At 63.6% G+C, this 20,921-nt stretch carries 20 protein-coding genes; 4 read left to right on the top strand and 16 right to left on the bottom strand.

The window, feature by feature from the left end:
* Positions 1-58: 58 nt before the first annotated feature.
* Positions 59-712, bottom strand: a complete 654-nt coding sequence (locus A3AI_RS0128320) for a protein-L-isoaspartate(D-aspartate) O-methyltransferase (protein WP_024518823.1) — start codon at positions 710-712, stop codon at positions 59-61.
* A gap of 299 nt (positions 713-1,011) precedes the next feature.
* Here A3AI_RS0128320 and A3AI_RS0128315 point away from each other — a divergent pair, with 299 nt between their 5' ends.
* A complete protein-coding gene (locus tag A3AI_RS0128315; RefSeq protein ID WP_024518822.1) occupies positions 1,012-1,389 on the top strand; it encodes a response regulator in 378 nt (125 codons plus the stop codon).
* Positions 1,390-1,552: 163 nt separating this feature from the next.
* Here A3AI_RS0128315 and surE read toward each other — a convergent pair whose 3' ends face one another.
* A complete protein-coding gene (surE, locus tag A3AI_RS0128310) occupies positions 1,553-2,326 on the bottom strand; it encodes a 5'/3'-nucleotidase SurE (protein ID WP_024518821.1) in 774 nt (257 codons plus the stop codon).
* A 205-nt stretch (positions 2,327-2,531) separates the two neighbouring features.
* Here surE and A3AI_RS0128305 point away from each other — a divergent pair, with 205 nt between their 5' ends.
* On the top strand, positions 2,532-3,422 hold the full coding sequence (locus A3AI_RS0128305) for a hypothetical protein (protein ID WP_156927978.1): 891 nt from the start codon (positions 2,532-2,534) through the stop codon (positions 3,420-3,422).
* 2 nt (positions 3,423-3,424) lie between these two features.
* Here A3AI_RS0128305 and A3AI_RS0128300 read toward each other — a convergent pair whose 3' ends face one another.
* From A3AI_RS0128300 to A3AI_RS0128250, 11 genes are all read right to left on the bottom strand, one after another.
* Positions 3,425-3,868 carry a hypothetical protein gene (locus tag A3AI_RS0128300; RefSeq protein ID WP_024518819.1) on the bottom strand — a complete coding sequence of 148 codons (444 nt, stop codon included), beginning with the start codon at positions 3,866-3,868 and terminating at the stop codon, positions 3,425-3,427.
* A gap of 860 nt (positions 3,869-4,728) precedes the next feature.
* Complete coding sequence (gene serS, locus A3AI_RS0128295) at positions 4,729-6,063, bottom strand: serine--tRNA ligase (protein WP_024518818.1); 1,335 nt, start codon at positions 6,061-6,063, stop codon at positions 4,729-4,731.
* Between the two features lie 182 nt (positions 6,064-6,245).
* Positions 6,246-7,052: a twin-arginine translocase subunit TatC gene (gene tatC, locus A3AI_RS0128290; RefSeq protein ID WP_024518817.1), complete on the bottom strand. Its 807-nt coding sequence runs from the start codon at positions 7,050-7,052 to the stop codon at positions 6,246-6,248.
* Positions 7,049-7,552 (bottom strand): Sec-independent protein translocase protein TatB, encoded by a 504-nt coding sequence (tatB, locus tag A3AI_RS0128285; RefSeq protein ID WP_024518816.1) that lies wholly within the window; start codon positions 7,550-7,552, stop codon positions 7,049-7,051. Before tatB ends, tatC begins: the two co-directional genes overlap by 4 nt.
* Positions 7,553-7,632: 80 nt before the next feature.
* A complete protein-coding gene (locus tag A3AI_RS0128280; protein ID WP_024518815.1) occupies positions 7,633-7,872 on the bottom strand; it encodes a twin-arginine translocase TatA/TatE family subunit in 240 nt (79 codons plus the stop codon).
* Positions 7,873-8,158: 286 nt separating this feature from the next.
* Positions 8,159-8,884 carry an SMC-Scp complex subunit ScpB gene (scpB, locus tag A3AI_RS0128275; protein WP_024518814.1) on the bottom strand — a complete coding sequence of 242 codons (726 nt, stop codon included), beginning with the start codon at positions 8,882-8,884 and terminating at the stop codon, positions 8,159-8,161.
* 29 nt (positions 8,885-8,913) lie between these two features.
* Positions 8,914-9,747, bottom strand: coding sequence for a segregation and condensation protein A (locus A3AI_RS0128270; RefSeq protein ID WP_024518813.1), 834 nt, complete (start codon positions 9,745-9,747; stop codon positions 8,914-8,916).
* A complete protein-coding gene (gene nagZ / locus A3AI_RS0128265) occupies positions 9,744-10,769 on the bottom strand; it encodes a beta-N-acetylhexosaminidase (protein ID WP_024518812.1) in 1,026 nt (341 codons plus the stop codon). The genes A3AI_RS0128270 and nagZ overlap by 4 nt, the downstream gene beginning before the upstream one ends.
* Positions 10,770-10,816: 47 nt before the next feature.
* A complete protein-coding gene (locus A3AI_RS0128260; protein WP_349509705.1) occupies positions 10,817-12,325 on the bottom strand; it encodes an SPOR domain-containing protein in 1,509 nt (502 codons plus the stop codon).
* Between the two features lie 204 nt (positions 12,326-12,529).
* Positions 12,530-14,329: an arginine--tRNA ligase gene (gene argS, locus A3AI_RS0128255; protein WP_024518810.1), complete on the bottom strand. Its 1,800-nt coding sequence runs from the start codon at positions 14,327-14,329 to the stop codon at positions 12,530-12,532.
* Between the two features lie 9 nt (positions 14,330-14,338).
* The gene (locus A3AI_RS0128250; protein ID WP_036049839.1) at positions 14,339-15,535 is read right to left on the bottom strand and encodes a deoxyguanosinetriphosphate triphosphohydrolase; all 1,197 of its coding nucleotides are present in this window, start codon (positions 15,533-15,535) and stop codon (positions 14,339-14,341) included.
* A 124-nt stretch (positions 15,536-15,659) separates the two neighbouring features.
* Between A3AI_RS0128250 and erpA the strand changes: the two genes are divergently transcribed.
* Positions 15,660-15,989, top strand: a complete 330-nt coding sequence (gene erpA / locus A3AI_RS0128245) for an iron-sulfur cluster insertion protein ErpA (protein ID WP_024518808.1) — start codon at positions 15,660-15,662, stop codon at positions 15,987-15,989.
* A gap of 189 nt (positions 15,990-16,178) precedes the next feature.
* Positions 16,179-16,970, top strand: coding sequence for an exodeoxyribonuclease III (xth, locus tag A3AI_RS0128240; protein WP_024518807.1), 792 nt, complete (start codon positions 16,179-16,181; stop codon positions 16,968-16,970).
* Positions 16,971-17,129: 159 nt separating this feature from the next.
* Here xth and A3AI_RS0128235 read toward each other — a convergent pair whose 3' ends face one another.
* From A3AI_RS0128235 to A3AI_RS0128225, 3 genes are all read right to left on the bottom strand, one after another.
* Positions 17,130-17,951 (bottom strand): tetratricopeptide repeat protein, encoded by an 822-nt coding sequence (locus tag A3AI_RS0128235; protein WP_024518806.1) that lies wholly within the window; start codon positions 17,949-17,951, stop codon positions 17,130-17,132.
* A complete protein-coding gene (ilvD, locus tag A3AI_RS0128230) occupies positions 17,938-19,662 on the bottom strand; it encodes a dihydroxy-acid dehydratase (protein ID WP_024518805.1) in 1,725 nt (574 codons plus the stop codon). Before ilvD ends, A3AI_RS0128235 begins: the two co-directional genes overlap by 14 nt.
* 262 nt (positions 19,663-19,924) lie before the next feature.
* Positions 19,925-20,896 (bottom strand): tripartite tricarboxylate transporter substrate binding protein BugD, encoded by a 972-nt coding sequence (locus tag A3AI_RS0128225; RefSeq protein ID WP_024518804.1) that lies wholly within the window; start codon positions 20,894-20,896, stop codon positions 19,925-19,927.
* Positions 20,897-20,921 lie beyond the last annotated feature (25 nt).

Below are 20,921 nucleotides of genomic sequence, written 5' to 3'. Positions count from 1 at the left end.
GCTTAACCCTTCCAATAAGACGTTGGCGTCACAACCGATCCGGATTTCGACCGGACCATCAGAGCTGCTGGGCGATGCCGGGCAGCGCCGGCACGAAGCGCACATCGACCAGTTCCTTGCGGTCGAAACCGGTCGCGGTCCTGACTACGCGGACCAGCGTCTGCACGCCATGGTGGGGCCCGACCGGGGCAATCAAGATGCCGGCGGGCTCCAGCCGCTGCACCAGCTCCTCCGGCAATTCCGTCATCGCCGCAGTGACGATGATGCGGTCGAACCGGCCGAGCTGCTCTGGCACCGCAAAGCCGTCACCCAGCATCACCTCGACATTGTGGTAGCCACGCGCCTCCAGCAGCCGCCGCGCAGAGTCGGCAAGGGTGCGGAAGCGCTCGATAGTGACAACATGGGCGGCCAGGCGCGACAGCACCGCGGCCTGGTAGCCGGAGCCGGTGCCGATCTCGAGCACGCGGTGGGCTTTGGTCAGCTTGAGCTGCTCGGTCATATAGGCGACCACAAAGGGCTGGCTGATCGTCTGACCGCAAGCGATGCCGAGCGCGCTGTCGCGATAGGCGTCGGCCCGATCGCGCTCCTGGACAAATGCTTCGCGCGGCACCTCTTCCATGGCGCGCAGCACCGCCTGCTCGCTGATGCCGCGCCGCCGCAGCGTCAGCTGGAACATCATTTTTTCCGGAGGAGTGGTCGCTTTCGCCGACATATTAGGTCTCGCTTTCCGCAACCTTTCGAAGGATCCTGACAACCGCAGATGAAGCTCGATGCAATAAAAATCGATGATTGCACAGGCGTTTGCCCTCGAATCAGTGTTCCGCTGCCGGAACCATTTGGACAGCTTGGCGTTGAAGACCGTTGCGATCAATCAGCTTGCACCACCAATGCGTTGCACCGTCGATCGGTATTTGCGAACGTTCCCCGAAAGTGCTTCTCTAAAGGACCGCTCCGAGAGATCTTTTGGCGGAGCCGTGATGGGCAACGGACCAATGCCAGGGAATCAATAGCATGACAGCGACGCGGCCGCCGCGCGGCTCGGTGCTCCTCGTCGAGGACGAGGTTATGATCAGGATGATGGTCGCCGACATGCTGGAGGAGCTCGGCTACACCGTCGCAGCAGAGGCCGGCGAAATCAACGAGGCGATCCGGCTCGCGCAGACCATCTACTATGACCTCGCCATCCTCGACGTGAACGTCAATGGCAAGGTGATCTCGCCCGTCGCCGACTTGATCAAGGCACGCAACCGCCCCTTCATCTTCGCGACTGGTTACGGCTCCTCGGGGCTTCCCGAAGAATATCGTGATCGTCCGGCGCTGCAGAAGCCATTTCAGGTCGAAACGCTGGGCAAGGCCATTGACAGTGCGTTGCGCGGCACGCAGGCATGACGCAAGCCCAACAATTCCCGCTTGCCACAAGAGCTAGCAACAAGAGCTAGCAACAAGGCCTGCGTAAGCCTGCCTCTGTATTTTATTAATGCCTCACGTCTTGACTGACGGAAGGGCCGCCAGCAACTTGACCTCAATCAAGCTGCTGGCGTCGCCGCGGCCTTCAACCTTCCTTCAACACGTTGCCCAGTGCTTCGGAAAACGCCTCGTCGGTGCGGTCGAGCCGCAGCGGCGTCACCGAGACGTAGCGGGCGGCGAGTGCTGCGAGATCGGTCCCCTCCTCCGGCGCATCCAGCATCGCGGCGCGCTCGAAGCCGATCCAGAAATAGGGATTGCCGCGCCCGTCGCGACGCTGGTCAACCTTCAGAAAGCCGAGATTGCGCTTGCCCTGGCGGGTGACGCGGATGCCCTTCACCTCCTCCGGCACGCAGGCTGGGAAGTTGATGTTGATCACCGTGTTCTTCGGCACGCCCGCCGCGATCACCTTGCGCAGGATGTCGGGGGCGAATGTCGTCGCGGTGTTCCATAGCGGCTTGTCGCGTGTCTCCACGGAAAATTCCTGCGACAGCGCGAAGGACGGCAGGCCGAGAATGGTCCCTTCGAGAGCGCCCGCGATGGTGCCGGAATAGACCACGTCTTCCGCGACGTTGCGGCCCCTGTTGACGCCCGACAGCACGAGGTCGGGCAGCTTGGGCAGCAGGACGTGGCGCGCGCCCATGATGACGCAATCGGTCGGCGTGCCGCGCACCGCGAAATGGCGCGGCGTCACCTCGCGCAGCCGCAGGGGATCGTTCAGCGACAGCGAATGCGACACGCCCGACTGGTCGAGCTCCGGCGCCACCACCCAGACGTCACCGGAGAGCGCGCGCGCAATCTCCTCAATGACCTTCAGCCCAGGCGCATGAATGCCGTCATCATTGGTGCAGAGGATGCGCATGCCGCAATAAGCCCTTGTTCAAACGATTCTGGTCGCCCTATGTGGCCGTCTTATCCGCTCACTGGCTCCGAGGCAAACCCGGAAAAACAAAGGGAAAATAGCGGCTTTTAGCCCGAGAATTGGGTAGACTGGCTTATTGCGAAGCCGGCTTCGGCCGGACTATTTTGCACTGCATTTGATCGAGTGGATTGGCGAGGGGTTCGGGATGACCCGCTGTTTTGCCGCTGCCGCGATTGCCGTTTTCCTGGTCTTTTTCAGTTCAAATCCGATCCGCGCGCAGGCGAATAAGGATTCCGACCTGCAATGCTTTCCCTGGCAGGAGATGCGCAACGGCCGCTGCGTTGCGAAGCCGGTCGCAACGCCACCACCGCCGGCCCCTGCCGCTGCTCCTGCCCCTGCCCCTCCGCCTCCCCCGCAGCTCTCGACCGACCCCTGCCTGCGCAACCTCTCCAGCCAGTGCAAATGCGCGGCCTCGACCCATCTTGATGCGACGAGCGGGACCTGCGTTGCCGACGCGCCGGTAGCGCCGGTAGCGCCACCGGTCGCGCCCGCCACGCCCAAGCCCGTCGTCGCCATTGTCTGCACCGGCGGCACGGTCACCGACGGCGCCTGTATCTGCCCGTCCGGCTTCAATCTGATGTCGATCGACGGCAGCCCAGCCAACGGCGGCACCTGCGTCAAGGCTCACGCCGACAATTGCCTCGGTGGCGAATTGACCGTGAGCGGAATCTGCCTCTGCACCGGCCAGGTGGTGATGTCCGGCGAGACCTACGGGCTTGAATATGTGAATGGCAAATGCGTGCCTAAACGCTGCCCGGAGCAGACCGTGCTGAAGAGCGGCAAATGCCTCGCGATCTCGACGACCGCGGCTGCGCCCGAACCGGAAACGACAACGCCGCCAGTGCAGCCGAGGCGGGCCGAGGACGAGGACGCGCACCGGCACCGTTGCGGCCATGGCATGGTCATTACCCATTCCGGCTGCGCGCCGGCGCGACGGCGCTATCCGGTCGGGATCGGCGCCATCCCACCCGACCTGCAGCGCTACTATCGCAACCACCAGACACCGGGATTTTCCAGCGCGACACCCAGGAATTGATCCTATCGCCTGACCCGCCATTGCGGCACAAACCGCGCAAGCTGGCCCTGCATGCGCAATTGCAGCGGCGGTGATGGCGTTTGCGATCGCTCCGACGCTGCTGTCTGCACACGCGGCGCGCCTGCTTGATCATCGCGAGGCGATGGCATCGGCTGCGGCACGGCGCTCGGCGCCGGCTGCTGGATCAACTCCAGCACGCTCTCCACCAGCGGCAGGGATTTCGCGGCAGGCTCGGGAAAGCGCCGCCGCGCGATCATCACCGCCTTGTCGAAATCTTCCTTGTTGACCCAGGCATGAGCGCGTGTGAGTGCGTGCGCGCCTTCGTCCCAAACCCGCGAGCATTCGATGTCGAAGGTGCCTTGGAGGCGCTGATCGACCGCCTGTATCCCAAAACCGGTGACGGCCCATTGCCTGCCGACCCAATAGATGTCGCGATGGAGGGCCATCGAGCCGCTTTCAGAAACAACTTGCACAAGAACGGAAACGGAAAATAACGGGCAGATCGGTGTTCGCAACAAAGAACGCGTGGAGGTCTTGCAGATAATCGCGGCAGAATTATTTCTTCGCCGCCTGCCGACCGAGACCTTGTCGAACGAGGTGCCAAGGAGGCGGCCCGACACCTGATTGCTCGCCTGCTTCCTCGATGAGTTGCGTTGAAGGGGGCCTAGACTATCGCTTAACTTCGATCCAAACGTTGAGCCCGCCACTCCGCTGGCGGGCTCTTGTTGAACGCTGTCGTGGTCGGCTCTCAGCGATGACCGTGCCCACCCGAATGTCCACCGTCATGATGGCCTCCACCGGGTCTTCCTGGACCGTGCCCTCCAGGCCTTCCGTGCCCCGGCCTGACGATCACGTGTGCTGGTCCGCCGCGGTGCCAGCCGTGCCATCCGGCCCCACCGCCCCAACCGAAGCCGCGGCGCCAAGCGTAGCCGCACCAGTAAAACCCGGGGCCGCGCCAGCCGCTGTCGTACCAACAATAGTTTCTTCCGCCAGAGATGAACTGCGCCTGCTCAACATTCATGGACGCAGCTCCTTGCATGGAGTGATCCACAGGCATCGCATCGGCGCTTCCAACCGCAAAAGCGAGCGCGAGCGACGCTGCTGCGGCGGCATTGATAGATCGCATTAACTGTCTCCGTTACACTGCTAAACGGCCTTTGGCGGCCTTAGCGGTAACATTTGACAGCCGCTGCAGGTTCCCATCAACACAATGACGAGAGATCGAACCGCCACGTCGCGTCGCGCGAATGTGTTTGTTGACGTCATCTATTTGCAAGACGAACGGCGTTCACGCGACGAGACGCTCTTACTGGACGTCCTTCGAGATCACCTTGAGGCCGCCCATGTAGGACTGCAGCACGTCCGGCACGGCGATCGCGCCACCTTCCTGCTGGTAGGTCTCCATGACCGCAATCAACGCGCGGCCGACCGCCGTGCCCGAGCCGTTCAGTGTGTGCACAAAGCGCGGCTTGCCGTCGGGGCCGCGATAGCGCGCATCCATGCGGCGGGCCTGGAAGTCGCCGCAGACCGAGCAGCTGGAGATTTCGCGGAAGGCACCGCCGTCGCCCTGCCCCGGCATCCAGACCTCGATGTCGTAAGTCTTCCGCGATGAGAAGCCCATATCGCCGGTGCACAGCGTTATCACCCGGTAGTGCAAATCGAGCTGGCGCAGCACTTCTTCCGCGCAGGCGAGCATGCGCTCATGCTCGTCCTTGCTGGTCTCGGGCGTGGTGATCGAGACCAGCTCGACCTTGGTGAACTGGTGCTGGCGGATCATGCCGCGAGTATCCCGGCCTGCAGCGCCCGCTTCCGCGCGGAAGCAAGGCGTGAGCGCGGTCAGCCGCATCGGCAGCTCTTTTTCGTCCACGATAGATTCCCGCACGAGATTGGTGAGCGAGACTTCGGCGGTCGGGATCAGGCCAAGACGCTCGGTTTTCAGGCGCTCGTCGGGGTTTGCCAGCAGCTCGCCCTTGATGGCCCAGAACTGGTCGTCCTCGAATTTCGGCAGCTGCCCGGTGCCGAACATCACCTCGTTGCGGACCAGCAGCGGCGGATTGATCTCGGTGTAACCGTGCTCGTTGGTGTGGAGATCCAGCATGAACTGGCCGATGGCACGCTCGAGCCGCGCCAGGCCCTTCCTCAAGACGACAAAGCGCGCGCCTGACAGCTTTGCGGCGCTCTCGAAATCCATGAAGCCGAGCGACGTGCCGAGATCGTCATGCGGCTTGGGCGCGAACGCGTAATTGCGGCGGTTGCCGAAAACGTGACGCTGTATATTTCCGTGCTCGTCGACGCCGTCGGGCACCTCGGCAAGTGGAAGGTTCGGAATAGCGGCAAGCGCCTCGCGCAGCTCTTCGTCGGCGGCCTTGGCGGTGGCCTCGAGCTCCGGCAAGTTCGTCTTGAGGCGAGCGACCTCTTCCATCAACGCAGCCGCGCGCGCCTCGTCCTTGGCCTTCTTGGCCTCGCCAATTTCCTTGGACGCCGCGTTGCGCCGGGCCAACGTCTGCTCAGAGGACAGGATTGCCGCCCGGCGCTTCTCGTCGATGGCTAGCAGCGACGGCGACAACGGCGCCAGTCCGCGCCGCTTCAGCGCCGCATCGAAGCTGTCCGGGTTCTCGCGAATCCATTTGATGTCGTGCATGACGTCACTCGCAAATTGCAGGCTGGGTGCCGAACGGTTATGGCGCCGCCGCCCTACCACATCTGTCATCGCCCGCGAAGGCGAGGCGACCCAGTATTCCAGAGGCGGTGGTTGAATCGAGATAGAGTGCGGGTACTGGATACCCCGCCTTGGCGGGGTATGACAGGGTGATTTAGACGGCCCTATTCCGCCGGATTCGTCGCCGACGGGTTGGCGGAGCTGGCCTGGGCGGCCGCCGCCTTCTTCTCGACGATGCTGACCGCGATGATCGAGCCCTCGTAGAGCGCGAGCAAGGGAATCGCCAGCGAAGATTGGCTCAGCACGTCGGGCGGGGTCAGGACAGCCGCGATCACGAAGGCGATCACGATGAAATAGCGTCGCTTTTCGCGCAGCATTTTCGAGGTGATGATGCCGACGCGCCCGAGCAGGGTCAGAATCACGGGCAGCTGAAAGGCGATGCCGAACGCAAAGATCAGGGACATCATCAACGACAGATATTCGCCGACCTTGGGCAAAAGCGCGATCTGCGCGGTCTCGGGTCCGGCCATCTGCTGCATGCCGAGCGAGAAGCGCACCAGCATCGGCAGCACCACGAAATAGACCAGCGCAGCCCCCATCACGAAGAACACGGGGGTTGCGACCAGATAAGGCAGGAAAGCGTTACGCTCGTGCCGGTACAGGCCGGGCGCCACGAATTTATAGATCTGGGTCGCAATGATTGGAAACGAGATGAAGCCGGCACCAAACAGCGCGAGCTTGAGCTGGGTGATGAAGTATTCCAGCAGCGCGGTGTAGATGAATTTCGAATTCTCCGGCCCCGCCACCCAGACGAAGGGCCAGACCAGCACGTTGTAGATCTGCTTGGCGAAGAAGAAGCAGAAGATGAAAGCGATGCCAAAGCCGAGCAGCGACTTGATCAGCCGCGCGCGCAGCTCGATCAGATGGTCGAGCAGCGGGGCCTTGCTCGCTTCGATGTCGGCGTCGGTCATGACGCTTTGGCGTCCTTGAGGCCGTCAGGCGTGGGCGCAATCTCCTCCGCAACGGCCGCCGGTTGATTCTCGCTGACGACAGCCAGCGGCTCGGCCGCCACATGGGTCTCGGCTTCCACGAACGTCTGCGGCGTCGGCGCTTCAGGCTCGGTTGGCGTCGCCGGCGGCTCGATCGCTGGCGCCGCAGGTGTCTCCGCCGGCTTGTTGATGTCGTCGATGCGCAGCGAGTTGGTGACGTCCCTCTGCAGCGACGAGATCAGATTGCCGCCGGAAAGGCCGGATGCCGCCTCTCGCACGTCGTCAAAGCTCTTCTTCAGGTCAGCCATCTCGGCTTCGCGCATGGCTTCCTGGAATTGGCTCTGAAATTCGGCGGCCATCTTGCGCGCCTTGCCCATCCATTGCCCAACCGTGCGCAACACGCCCGGCAGCTCCTTCGGGCCGATGGCAATCAGCGCGACAACCGCGATGAGGACGAATTCACTCCACCCGATGTCGAACATTCATATTTCCGCTTACGCGAAACCGTCTCGCGCCCTGCGTCAGAACAGGATGGGACCGGCTTATGGTCGCGTGGTGGCCTTTAGACCGCCTTGCTGCCGACGTCCGACCGCGCAGCCGGTGCCTGCGAGGCGGTGTGATCGATGCTCTTCACCGGCTCGGACTTGTTGTCGGCGACCTTGTCGTCGTCCTGCATGCCCTTCTTGAAGGCCTTGATGCCCTGCGCGACGTCGCCCATCAGGTCGGAAATCTTGCCGCGGCCGAACAGCAGCAGGACGACTGCGATCACCACGATCCAGTGCCAAATGCTAAGTGAACCCATCCTGCAACCTCCAAAACACGAAATGGCCTGATATGGCCTGATCTTGCCGCAAACGTAGGCTTGGCGGATGTCAAAAACAAGGACTTGGCCTACGTCAAATCGCGGTTGACGCTCACCTATTTGGCCTACCGTTAATCTACGGGAACGGCTTCCTTGATGCCCTGTCATCCTGAAGCGCGCGCAGCCGGCCCGGAAGGATGAACGATCCCGGTCGCGCCGTCTCCGTCGAGATAGCCGCTTTGCGGCCTCTACAGAATGACGGTTCGAGGTCGGCGTGTGCTTCGCCTTAGCTCTCGCCGCCCGATTCCGGCTCAGGGTCCGGCGTGGGCGCCAGCGTGAGTTCCAGATCGCCCGGCTCAAGCGGGTCCTCGTCCTCGCGCAAGGTCGGGTCATCCGAGGGCGTTGGAACGGTGAAACCGGTCGGCAGCCGCGTATCCAGCATGCCGGTGCCCTTGAGTTCCTCCAGGCCCGGCAGGTCGCCGAGCGCCTCCAGGCTGAATTGCCCCAGGAAGCCCTCGGTGGTGCCGAAGGTCAGAGGACGCCCCGGCGTCTTGCGCCGGCCACGCGGACGGATCCAGCCTGTTTCCAGCAGCACGTCGAGGGTCCCCTTGGAGGTGACGACGCCACGGATCTCCTCGATCTCGGCGCGCGTCACCGGCTGGTGGTAGGCGATGATCGCCAGGACCTCGATCGCCGCGCGCGACAGCCGCCGCGTCTCGGTGCTCTCCCGCGTCATCAGCCAGGCAAGGTCGCCGGCGGTCCGAAAGGTCCATTTGTTGGCGATGCGGACGAGATTGACCCCGCGCGACGCGTAATCCGCTTGCAGTTGGACCAGAGCCGCCTTGACGTCAACGCCCTCGGGCATGCGCTTTGCCAGTGTTGCGGTGTCGAGTGGTTCTGCGGAGGCGAACAGCAGCGCTTCGAGCAGCCGCAATTCTTCCGGCCGCGCCGCCGGATCGGCCGCCGCCGGCTCCTCGGCGATGGCTTCGCGTTTTTCCGCCAAGCTTGCCATGGCTGGGTCTCCTTCTTCGAACACTTCAACTACTCGACTGTCACATCGCCCGCAGGAGCCGCAGACGGCGGCTGTGGCGGGCGCTTACGGAAGTAGATCGGCGCGAACGCCTGTTTCTGGTTCAGTTCGAGTTCGCCTTCACGCACCAGTTCCAGCGCGGCTGCGAAGCTCGATGCAAAAACGGTGGCGCGTTGCGACGGTTCGGCGACATAGCGCACCAGATAATCGTCGAGGCAGCCCCAATCCTCGGATTCGGGCAGGCCGATCAGCCGTTCCAACGAGGCGCGCGCCTCCGCGAGTGACCACACTGTGCGTCTGGCAAGGTGGACCGAGGCCAGCACGCGCGACTGGCGCTGCGCGGCGTAGGCGGTCAACAGATCGTAGAGCGTTGCGGTATATTTGGGATGGCGAATCTCGGCGATCTGCTCCGGCTCGCCGCGCGGAAAGATGTCGCGCTGCAATTGCGCCCGGTTCATCAGCCGGTTGGCCGCCTCGCGGATCGCTTCCAGCCGGCGCAGCCGGTTGGCGAGCGCGGTTGCCATTTCCTCGGCGCTCGGACCCTCCTGGGACGGCGGCTCCGGCAGAAGCAGCCGTGATTTCAGGAAGGCTAGCCAAGCCGCCATGACGAGATAGTCGGCGGCTAGCTCAAGCCGGATCTTTCGCGCAGCTTCGATGAACTGCAGATACTGGTCGGCGAGCGCCAGGATCGAGATCTTGGCGAGATCGACCTTCTGCTGCCGCGCGAGCGCGAGCAGAAGATCGAGCGGCCCCTCATAGCCCTCGACGTCGACCACCAATGCCGGTTCACTGTCGGACAGCTCGGCAGGGCGTCCGGTTTCAAAGGACAGGATTTCCGCAGTCATACGCCAGCCGTTCCTGCTTGCACGATCAGTCCGTCGAGTTCAGTCCACGCTTTGCCTCGATCGAACGGCTTTGGCGAACGGCGCGCGGCAAGCGCAGCATCGGCGCGGGTCTTCGCCAAGCCTGACAGTTCGGGCGTGTTGGCGGCCACGTCGCGCATCTCATTGAGCTTGCCATTGCAATGCAGGACCATGTCGCAGCCGGCGGCGACAATAGCTCGCGTCCGCTCGGCCAACGATCCCGCCAGCGCATTCATGGACACGTCGTCACTCATCAATAGACCTTGGAACCCGATTACACCGCGAATCACCCGTTCGATCATTGTCGCAGAAGTCGTCGCCGGATGGGCGGGGTCGAAGGCGCTAAACACAACATGTGCAGTCATCGCCATCGGCAGGTCGTTGAGCGGCCGAAACGCTGCAAAATCGGTGCGTTCGAGCTCGTCTTTGCCCGTATCGACCACCGGAAGGCGAAAATGGGTGTCCGCAGTCGCCCGGCCATGGCCGGGAATATGCTTCAGGACCGGTAAAATACCGCCCTCCTCCAGCCCCTCGGTCACAGCGCTGGCGATGCCCGCTACCTTATCCGGCTCCGTACCGTAGGCGCGGTTGCCGATGACCGCGTCGGCGCCGGCGACGGGCACGTCGGCGAGCGGCAGGCAGTCCACCGTTACGCCGAGCTTCGCCAGGTCATCGGCGATCAGGCGCGCGCTCAAATGCGCCGCTCGCAGCCCCAAAGCCGAATCGATGTCGTAGAGCTGACCGAATACGGCCCCCGACGGATAGACCGGCCAATGCGGCGGCCCGAAGCGCTGCACCCGGCCGCCTTCCTGGTCGACCAGCACGGGAGCGTCCGGCGCATCCGCAGCTTTACGCAATTCCTCAATCAACGAAACAACTTGAGCCGGGGTTTCAATGTTCCGTTTGAACAGGATGAATCCCCAAGGGCGCTCAGCCGCGATGAAGGCGCGTTCGTCGTCGCTCAGCGTGAGCCCGGCAACTCCTGTGATGAAGGCCTTGGTCATATCAGGCCGAATAGCCCGCCCTGGATCGAGGGGTCAAGAAAGGGCTGTCAGTTCTTCACCCTTAAGCACTGGCCGCCAGCGCTCCTGTAGTTGTTGCAGAACTGGTCGGCCTCCTCCTGTGAACCGAATGGGCCTACCATCGCGCGGTAGACGGTGCCCTTCTCGCCCAGATCGGCGCGCCGGATCACCGGCGTCTGCGAGCCCAGGACCGTCGGGAACTTGCTCTGCAGCGCCCGGAACGAAGACTGTGCATCCGCTTCGCTTCGCTGCGAGGAGACCTGGATCAAGTAGCCGCCGCTACCGCTCGCCGGTGCGCTCGGCACGACCTGGGCCGGGTTGGTCGCGGCGATCTGGGTGCCGGTTTCCACCGGCTGCCCCTGCGGCGACAGCGACAGCGGCCCGTTGGCGCTGGCATTGGCCTGGCTGGGCGGCGTCCGGGCCGCCTTCGCATTCTTGGCTGCCGTCGCAGGCGGGGCAGCTTGTGGCTGGGCGTTGACTGGCAAGGCGGACGGATCGGGCTGGTCGCCCTTCACCGAAAAGGTCTTGATCTTGCGCGGCTCGCCGTTCGGCAACGTGCCGCCCGGAGCCGCCCCGGCCGAGCCAGGCGGTGGCGCGGCCGGCATGGCGGTCGGCGCCACGCTCGCGACCGGCGGCGGATTGGCGTTCTGGTTCAAGGGCGGAAACACCACGCGCGGACCGACATTGCGGGAGTTTACGTCGACCGGCTGCTCCTCGCGCGACACCATCTTCTCTGTGCCGTCGCCCGTCACCATGCGGTCCGGCACCTTGGCGCCCGAATCCGATTGCTGGGGCACGATCTTGGTCGGACTGTTGTCGGCCTTGATGATCGGGATCTCGCTGGAGCGGGTCGAGCCGACATAGCTGTGGTAGCCGTAGGCCGCTGCCACCCCAAACACGCCGAGCGCCAAAACTGCGGCAACCTTGAGCGGCAGGCCGCGGCGCTTTTGGGGCTCGTCCAGTTCCTCGTCATACTCGCCCTGATAGGCGTAAGGGTCGTCCGGATAGGCCGGATCGCGCTGGAAGTCCTGTGCGCCGTTCTCGATCTGGCCATAGAGCGCATCGTCATAGCGCGACGCATCGGTTTCCTGTTCGGCCTCCACATAAGCCTGTGGATCGTGCTGATAAGCCTGCTGGTGATAGGCTTGGTGCTGATGGGCCGGCTGCTCGTCGTAATAATCGTCCGGCTGCGGCGGCGCGACCTGCGGCTGCTGTGCATAGCGGTGCAGCGGGTGTACGGCGCTGCGGTAGTCATCGCGTTCCGGCTCAGGCTCCGGCGGCAGAGCGCGCGGGTTATCTCGCGCGACCACTCTCGGTGCCTCACGCGGCATATCGCGCCGTATATTGGCGCGCTGCATCCAGGCAGGCGGCCCCGCAGGCACAGGCGGCGGCTCCGGTTCCGGCTGCCTGTAATCGTCTTCGCTGTAGTAGTCCTGCTGGTGCGGCTCGTGTCGCGGCACAGGCTGCTGTGCCGATCCGCCTTTGCCCAAATTGCCGAGCGAATCGGTCTGACCGATCAGCCGCGCGAGTTCGGCCAACGGATCGCTCTCGCCGCGGTCAGAATCATGTTGGTCGCCGCTGCGACTGTGGCCTGCGTAAGCTCTGTCCTGATATCGATCAGCCATCGTGATGCTGCATTTCCCTCGAGAAGGCCGCCCCCGTCTCGTAACTAAATGCTGGCCGGCTTGTGTCGTGATACGTCCACCGGTCGCCCAACCCAACCTGGGCGCACTCCACCAGAACTAACGCATTTCGTCCGGTGCGTGGACGCCCAAAATGGCAAGCCCCGATGCCAGTACCGAGACGACCCCCTGGACCATGGCCAGCCGTGCCATGGTCAACCCTGCATCATCAGGGATAATGAAGCGTAAATACGGCAAATCGCGCCCCTTCGTCCAGAGCGCGTGGAACTCGGATGCTAAATCATAGAGGTAAAACGCAATTCGGTGCGGCTCATGGCTGGCCGCCGCCGATTCGACGGTGCGGGGGTAAAGCGCGAGCTGCTTGAGCAGGCTGAGCTCGGCCGAGTCGGTCAGCCGCTCGACCGGCGCTTTGGCCAGATTGGCCAGGCGCGCGGCGCTCTCCTCGGGGCGCACCGGCAGGTCAGGAACCACCTCCCGCGCGTTGCGGAAGATCGAGTAGCCGCGAGCGTGCCCGTACTGCACATAGAACACCGGATTGTCGCGCGACTGCTCGATCACCTTGGCGAGGTCGAAATCCAGCACCGCATCGTTCTTGCGATAGAGCATCATGAAGCGCACGGCGTCGCGGCCGACCTCGTCGACCACCTCGCGCAAGGTGACGAAGTCGCCTGAACGCTTCGACATCTTCACCGGCTCGCCGTTGCGGAGCAGCTTCACGAGCTGCACGATCTTGACGTCGAGCACGGCCTGCCCGGCGGTCACAGCCTTCACCGCTGCCTGCATGCGCTTGATGTAGCCGCCATGGTCGGCGCCGAACACGTCGATCAGATCGGCAAAGCCGCGATCGAACTTGCTCTTGTGGTTAGCGATGTCGGAGGCGAAATAGGTGTAGGAACCATCCGACTTGATCAACGGACGATCGACATCGTCGCCGTAAGCGGTGGCGCGGAACAGAAGCTGCTCGCGGTCTTCCCAATCCTCCACCGGCGCGCCCTTCGGCGGCGGCAGGCGGCCCTCATAGACATCGCCGCGCTCGCGCAAGAAATCGATGGTCTCGGCGACCTTGTTACTGCCGCCGGAGACAAGCGAGCGCTCGGAGAAGAAAACGTCGTGATGGATGTTGAGCGCGGCGAGATCGCCCTTGATCATCTCCATCATCATCGCGATCGCCTCGTCGCGCGCGATCGGCAGCCATTCGGCTTCGCTCATCGTGCGCAAGCGATCGCCATATTCGGCGGCCAGGGCCTGCCCGACCGGCTTCAGATAGTCGCCGGGATAGAGGCCTTCGGGAATGCTGATCGTTTCGCCCAGCGCCTCGCGATAGCGCAGGAAAGCGGAGCGGCCGAGCACATCGACCTGGGCGCCGGCGTCGTTGATGTAATACTCGCGCGTGACATCGTGACCGCCGAAGGCGAGCAAATTGGAGAGCGCATCGCCAAACACCGCGCCCCGGCAATGGCCGACATGCATCGGCCCGGTCGGATTGGCCGAGACATATTCGACGTTCACTCTTGCGCCTCCGCGCGGCGTGCTGCGGCCATACGCCTCACCCTCGGACAGCACGGTGCGCAGTGCATCGGCCCAGGCTTCCGGCTTCAGCGTCAGATTGATGAAGCCGGGACCGGCGACGTCGACCCTGGTGACCAGCGGATCGGCGGAGAGCCGCGCGGCGATCTTCTCGGCGAGCTCCCGCGGCTTGTTCTTCGCCTCCTTGGCCAGCACCATCGCGGCATTGGTCGCCATGTCGCCATGGCTGGTCTCGCGCGGCGGTTCCACCACCACACGCGAGAAGTCGATGTCCTCAGGCCAATTCCCCTCCTTGGCCAGCGCAGCACAAATTGCGTGCACGCGAGCGAGCATGTCGGCGAAAAGATGTGGGGTTGCGGGGGTCTCGGCCATGGCCGCCGCCTAACGCAAATCCGGTGTCGAGTCAAAAAGCCTTTGGTGCTCGGTCAGCGCGAAACGATCGGTCATGCCGGCAATGAAATTACCGATCCGCCTCGCCCGGGCCGCGCCGGTCACGCCCCGTGTGCCTTCCCGCCATTCCTCAGGCAAATCATCGGGGTCCTGCGCATAGCGGGCAAAGAGGTCTAAGACGATCCGCTCGGCATCCCCCATGATGCGCATCACCCGCTCATGGCGGTACATGTGCTCCCAAAGAAAGGCCTTGATGGCGGCCTCAGTGCTTGCGACCTCCGGCGTGAACGCGATCAGCTGCCGGCCGGCGTTGCGGACCTCATCGACCGAAGCGGGCCTCACTTCGGCCAAAAGCCGCTCGGCCTCCGTCACCACCGCATTGATGAAATAGGAAATCAGCTCACGCACCAGCTCTGCGCCGCGGCGATCCGCATCGAGGCCGGGATAGCGGCGGTCGATCGCAGCGATCATGGCCTCGGGCACGGGCATCGACCTGAGGTCGTCGATCGAGAACAGCCCGGCGCGCAGGCCGTCGTCGATGTCATGCGCATCATAGGCGATATCGTCGGCAACCGCTGCAACCTGTGCCTCCAGCGAGGCAAAGCTCCAGAGCTCGAGATCGAGGATTTTAACGAAATCGGCGATCCCGACCGGGATGCCGCGCTCGCGGTAGCGCGGCAGCGGCGTGTCGTCGTGCGCAGTCAGTGGGCCGTTGTGCTTGACGATGCCCTCCAGCGATTCCCAGGTCAGATTGAGCCCATCGAAGCCGGGATAGCGGTGCTCCAGCGCGGTGACGACGCGGAGCGACTGCGCGTTATGGTCGAAGCCGCCATGGTCCTTCAGGCAGGCGTCCAGCGCCCGCTCGCCGGCATGGCCGAACGGCGGATGGCCGAGGTCGTGGGCCAGTGCCAGCGTCTCCGTGAGATCCTCGTCCAGGCCGAGCTGGCGGGCCAGCGCGCGGGCAATTTGGGCGACCTCGAGGGAATGGGTGAGCCTGGTGCGGTAATGATCGCCCTCGTGGAACACGAAGACCTGGGTTTTATGCTTCAACCGCCGGAATCCGGTGGAGTGAATCACCCGGTCGCAATCCCTGCGGAAGGCACTGCGGGTGCGGCTCGGCCGCTCGTCATAAAGCCGCCCCCGGCTTTTCTCGGGATCGCAGGCATATAGCGCGCGGGGGGCAGCCATTCCGACTGACACGGGTTTTTAGTCCCTATCCATTTGATTCCTTGGGTCTCTGTACTTAACTATGGCGGGCGCGGGATACCAATGAATTGGTCATGACGCGCAGAGAGCCGAGAGAGATATGAAGATGAAAGCAGCCGTGACCATCAGCGAGCGCGCCGCCCGCCGTATCGGCGAGATCCTGAAGGGCGAAGGCGCCGGTGCCATGTTGCGCATCTCGGTGGAAGGCGGCGGCTGCTCCGGGTTCCAGTATAAATTCGACGTTGACCGCGCCAGGGCCGAGGATGATCTCGTGATCGAGCGCGAGAATGCAGTGGTGCTGGTCGATTCGGCCTCGGTGCCGTTTCTGGCAGGCTCGGAGGTCGATTTCGTCGACGACCTGATTGGCGCGTCATTTCGCGTGCATAACCCCAACGCCACCGCGTCCTGCGGCTGCGGCACTAGTTTTTCGATCTGATAATTCTGGCTATAAAATCGCTTAGCCGCTGCGAACTCGGTTGACTCTCCCCGTGGGAGAGGTCGGATCGCATCGAAAGATGCGATCCCGGTGAGGGGTTATGTCCCTCGATCGAACTGCGGCTCCTCACCCGGCGCTTCGCGCCACCTCGTCCCTCGTTTTTTTGCTCATCCAGCGGCTGGAATTCTCATGCGCATCGCCACCTGGAACGTCAATTCGATCAGACAGCGTATCGAGCACCTCACGACCTGGCTGACCGAGTGCGAGCCCGACATCGTCTGCCTGCAGGAAATCAAATGCACCGACGACGCCTTCCCGCGGCTGGAGGTCGAGGCGCTCGGCTATAACGTCGTCACCCACGGCCAGAAGACCTTCAACGGCGTGGCGCTACTCTCGAAGCTGCCATTCGATGAGACCAAGTCGGGGCTCGCCGGTGACGACGAGGACGCCCATGCCCGCTTCCTCGAGGGCGTCGTGACCCACAAGGGCGGCGCGCTGCGCATCGCCTGCCTCTATCTGCCCAACGGCAACCCGGCCGACAGCGACAAATACCCCTACAAACTCAAATGGATGTCGCGCCTTCTCGAGTACTCTCGGGAGCGCCTCAAGGCAGAGGAGCCGCTGATCCTCGCAGGCGACTTTAACGTGATCCCGGCGGCCGCCGACGTCTATAATCCGCCCGCCTGGGTCAACGATGCCCTGTTCCGGCCCACGACCCGCGAGGCCTTTCAGTCCCTGCTCGGCCTTGGGCTGACTGATGCGGTGCGCGCCGTGACCGATGCACCCGGCCAATACACCTTCTGGGACTATCAGGCCGGCGCCTGGCAGAAGAACTGGGGCCTGCGTATCGACCACCTCCTGCTCTCGCCACAGGCCAGCGACCGCCTGATCGATGTCGGCATCGACAGTTATGTGCGCGGCTGGGACAAGCCGTCGGACCATGTGCCGGTGTGGGCCGATCTGGATCTGGAGACGGCGTGAGGCGCGGTTAGGAGCGCAAAGTGAAAATTCGCGACGCAAGTCCGGCGGATGCCGACGCCGCCTGTGCGGTTTTGCGGGCGTCGACCCCGTACTGCTGGAGCGGTGGCTCGCCAACAAGCAGCCGGACATCGTCGCGGGCTGGATCCTACCCCGTCGGCCTCAATCCCGCTTGCCCTGGACCCAGTGCTCAAGCATCTGCAGCGCCATGGCGCGGTCGTCGTCGTTCGCCTTGGCAAAAGCGCGGTTGTAGCTTTCCTTGATCCAGGTCTCATCGGGACCGGCGCTGTCGCGGGCAAGCGTCAGCCACATCAGGCCGCGCGCGGCCTGCTTCGGCAGGCGGTCGCCGTTGAACAGCATCTGCCCGAGCAGTGCCTGCGCCTCGTGCTGGCCCTTCTGCGCAGCGAGGCCAAGCCAGCGCGCGCCGTAGCGGAAATTGTCGGGCGAAGCGTCAGGCGCCTTCAGATAAAGCCGCGCAAGATCGTATTGCGCGTCAGCATTGCCGAAGTAGGACGCCGCGTAGGAGAACATCTCGCGCGCCCGGTCCGGGTCCGCCTTGACCTTGGAGTTCGGGATGCCGTTCAGATAGTAGCGCCCGAGTGCGACAAAGGCATTGGCCACGATCTGGGCCTGCGGTGCCGACGGGCTGTCCTCGGCATGCGCGTTGGCGATCTTGCTGAAATAGTCGAAGGCGCGCACATCGTCCTGTACGACGCCGTCGCCATTGGCATACATGCGGCCCAGCTTCCACTGCGCGATGGGATGCCCGCCCTCTGCAGCATATTGCAGCGCGGTGAGCGTGGTATCCTGCGCCTGGGCCGCGGCTGCGCCCTTCTTCAGCGCAGCAGCCGCGCCGGGCTGGCCCGACGCTACAGGAAGGACGGGGTCCTGGTTGACCGGTGCGCCATCGAAGGCGAACGCCGGCAGGGCGATCCACCACGCCCCGACCATGAATGCGATGATGATACGCTCAGATGTTCGCATAGCATTGCTTCTCGTGCGCACCACCCGGATGGGTTACGGCCCCTCCGATTGCCGGCCCAACCTGCTGGGCATACTTCCAGAGAGCCCCTGATGTGTGATTCGTCTCTCGGGGGCGCCACTTGGTTTTGCGATTGGCAAGCTCTTCGTCGCTCAATTTCACGTTAAGAGTCCCGACCACTGCGTCGATCTCGATGATGTCGCCGTCCTGCAACAGTCCGATCGGTCCACCTACCGCCGCCTCCGGGCCGACATGGCCGATGCAGAAGCCGCGGGTGGCGCCGGAGAAGCGGCCATCCGTTATCAGTGCGATTTTACCGCCCATGCCCTGCCCGGTCAGTGCCGCAGTCGTCTGCAGCATTTCGCGCATGCCGGGGCCGCCGCGCGGCCCCTCGTAGCGGATGACGATGACTTCGCCTTCTTTGTAGGTGCGCTTCTGGACGGCCTCGAAAGCGTCCTCCTCGCGGTCGAAGCAGCGGGCCGGCCCGGTAAAACGTAGGTTCGACATGCCCGCGACTTTCACGATCGCCCCTTCTGGCGCGAGGTTTCCCTTCAGCCCGACCACACCGCCAGTGACGGTGATCGGGTTGTTCGCTTCCCGCACGACATCCTGGTGCGGATTCCATTTCACGCTTTTGAGATTGTCGGCGATCGTACGGCCTGTGACGGTCAAGCAATCGCCGTGCAGATGGCCATGGTCGAGCAATGTTTTCATCAGAAGCGGAATGCCGCCAGCTTCAAACATGTCTTTGGCGACATAACGACCGCCGGGCTTCAAATCCGCGACATATGGTGTCTTTTTGAAGATTTCGGCGACGTCGAACAGATCGAACTTGATGCCCGCCTCGTGGGCGATCGCCGGCAGGTGCAGTGCGGCATTGGTCGAGCCTCCGGATGCTGCAACGACGGCCGCAGCATTTTCCAGCGCTCTGCGGGTGACGATGTCGCGCGGACGAATGTTGGCCTTGACCAGCTCCATGACCTGCTCGCCGGCAGTCATGCAGAAAGCGTCTCGGATCTCATAAGGTGCCGGCGCGCCGGCCGAGTAAGGCAGCGCAAGGCCCATCGCCTCGGAGACCGTCGCCATGGTGTTGGCGGTGAATTGTGCACCGCACGCACCCGCAGACGGGCATGCCACGCGCTCGATCTCGTCAAGATCGGCGTCCGACATGGCGCCGACCGAGTGCTTGCCGACGGCCTCGAACATGTCTTGGACCGTGACCTGCTGGCCCCGGAAATTACCCGGCAGGATCGAGCCGCCATAGATGAAAATCGACGGCACGTTCAGACGGATCATGGCCATCATCATGCCCGGCAGCGACTTGTCGCAGCCGGCTAGCCCGACCAGCGCGTCATAGGCGTGGCCGCGTACGGTCAATTCGACCGAATCGGCGATGCATTCGCGCGACGGCAGCGAGGAGCGCATCCCGTCATGGCCCATGGCCATGCCGTCGGTGACGGTAATGGTGCAGAACTCGCGCGGCGTGCCGCCGCCGGCCGAGACGCCCTTCTTCACGGCCTGGGCCTGGCGCATCAGCGCGATGTTGCAAGGGGCGGCTTCATTCCAGCAAGAGGCAACGCCAATCAGAGGCTGGTGAATCTGCTCGGTGGTCAGCCCCATGGCGTAGAGGTAGGAGCGATGGGGCGCGCGCGCAGGACCTTCCGTCACATGACGGCTCGGAAGCCTGTCCTTGATATTGGTCTTGGCGTCCATCGCGAAGCCTGCTCCATCAGGCCCCGCAGTCCCGAACAGCAAACCTCAAGAGCTGGGGTTTGGTTCCGCCTCTGCCGTGGCCATCAGCCTACAAACTCATCATTACATGGAGGGGTGTGGCTAAAAAGCGGCGGGGGCAAGAGCGGACTGCGGCGCGAGCCAAATGTTCGAAAAATGTTGCCCGAGCGCAACAAACGTGGCCTGCAGGCAACCTTTTTAAACAAAGTTCGAACGCTGAAAGGCCAAAAGAGCTATTTGGCTCTCAGTCAACACTCACATGGGCGGCCTTGATCATCGGCCACCATTTCGCGATTTCGGCCTTCTGCCAGTCGCCAAGCGACTCAGGGGTCAATTTTTCAGCAGGCGGCATCTGCAACCCGAGGTTCTCGAGCGCCTTGCGAACGTTCGAATCGTTCAGCGCCTCGACCGCCGCGACGTTCAGCTTGGCCACGATCTCCTTCGGCGTGCCCTTCGGCACCCACAGCCCGGACCACAAGGTCATGTGCAGGCCAGGCACGCCGGCCTCGTCGGTGGTCGGGATTTCCGGCGCGGATTCGGCCCGCTTGTCGTCGGTGACGGCATAGCCGCGGATAGTCCCGGCGCGAACCTGGTTGATGGAGTTGGAGAGCTGATCGACGATGATGTCGATCTGGCCGGCGACCAGGTCGTTCATGGCAGGCCCCGTGCCGCGATATGGCACGTATTGCAGCTTCACACCCGTGGTGCTCTCGAAATAGAGCCCGGCGATATGACTGCCGGAGCCGGCACCTGCTGTCCCGGCCGCGGCCGGCTCGGGTCGCGATTTCAGCCAGGCAATCAGCTCGGGAAGCGTCTTCGCCGGCACCGCGTTCTTCGAGACGATGATCATCGGGTTGCTCGGCAGCAGCACCACCGGCTCGAGATCGGCGACGAGATCGTAATTCAGCTTGTAGATGGCGCCATTGGCAACATGGGTTCCGAGATGGCCGAAGCCGACTGTGTAGCCATCAGGCGCCGCGTGCACGACGCGGGCGACGCCGATCGAGCCGCCGGCGCCAGTGGTGTTCTCGATCAGCACGGGTTGGCCGAGCGACAGCTTCATGCGCTCGGCCAGAATCCGCGACATCGCATCCGATGGTCCGCCGGCCGCGAACGGCACCACGATGGTGATGGGACGCGAGGGATAGCTGTCGGCGAAAGCGCTGCCGCAGAATGCCAGCAGCGCGAAGATGGCGACCAGAACTGTCCTGCGCATTACCACTTCCTCACGCCGCTGGAGC

Origin of the sequence: Bradyrhizobium sp. Tv2a-2 (assembly GCF_000472425.1) — a bacterium.
In the GTDB taxonomy this organism is placed as follows: domain Bacteria; phylum Pseudomonadota; class Alphaproteobacteria; order Rhizobiales; family Xanthobacteraceae; genus Bradyrhizobium.
This window is presented reverse-complemented; position numbering and strand designations above follow the sequence as displayed.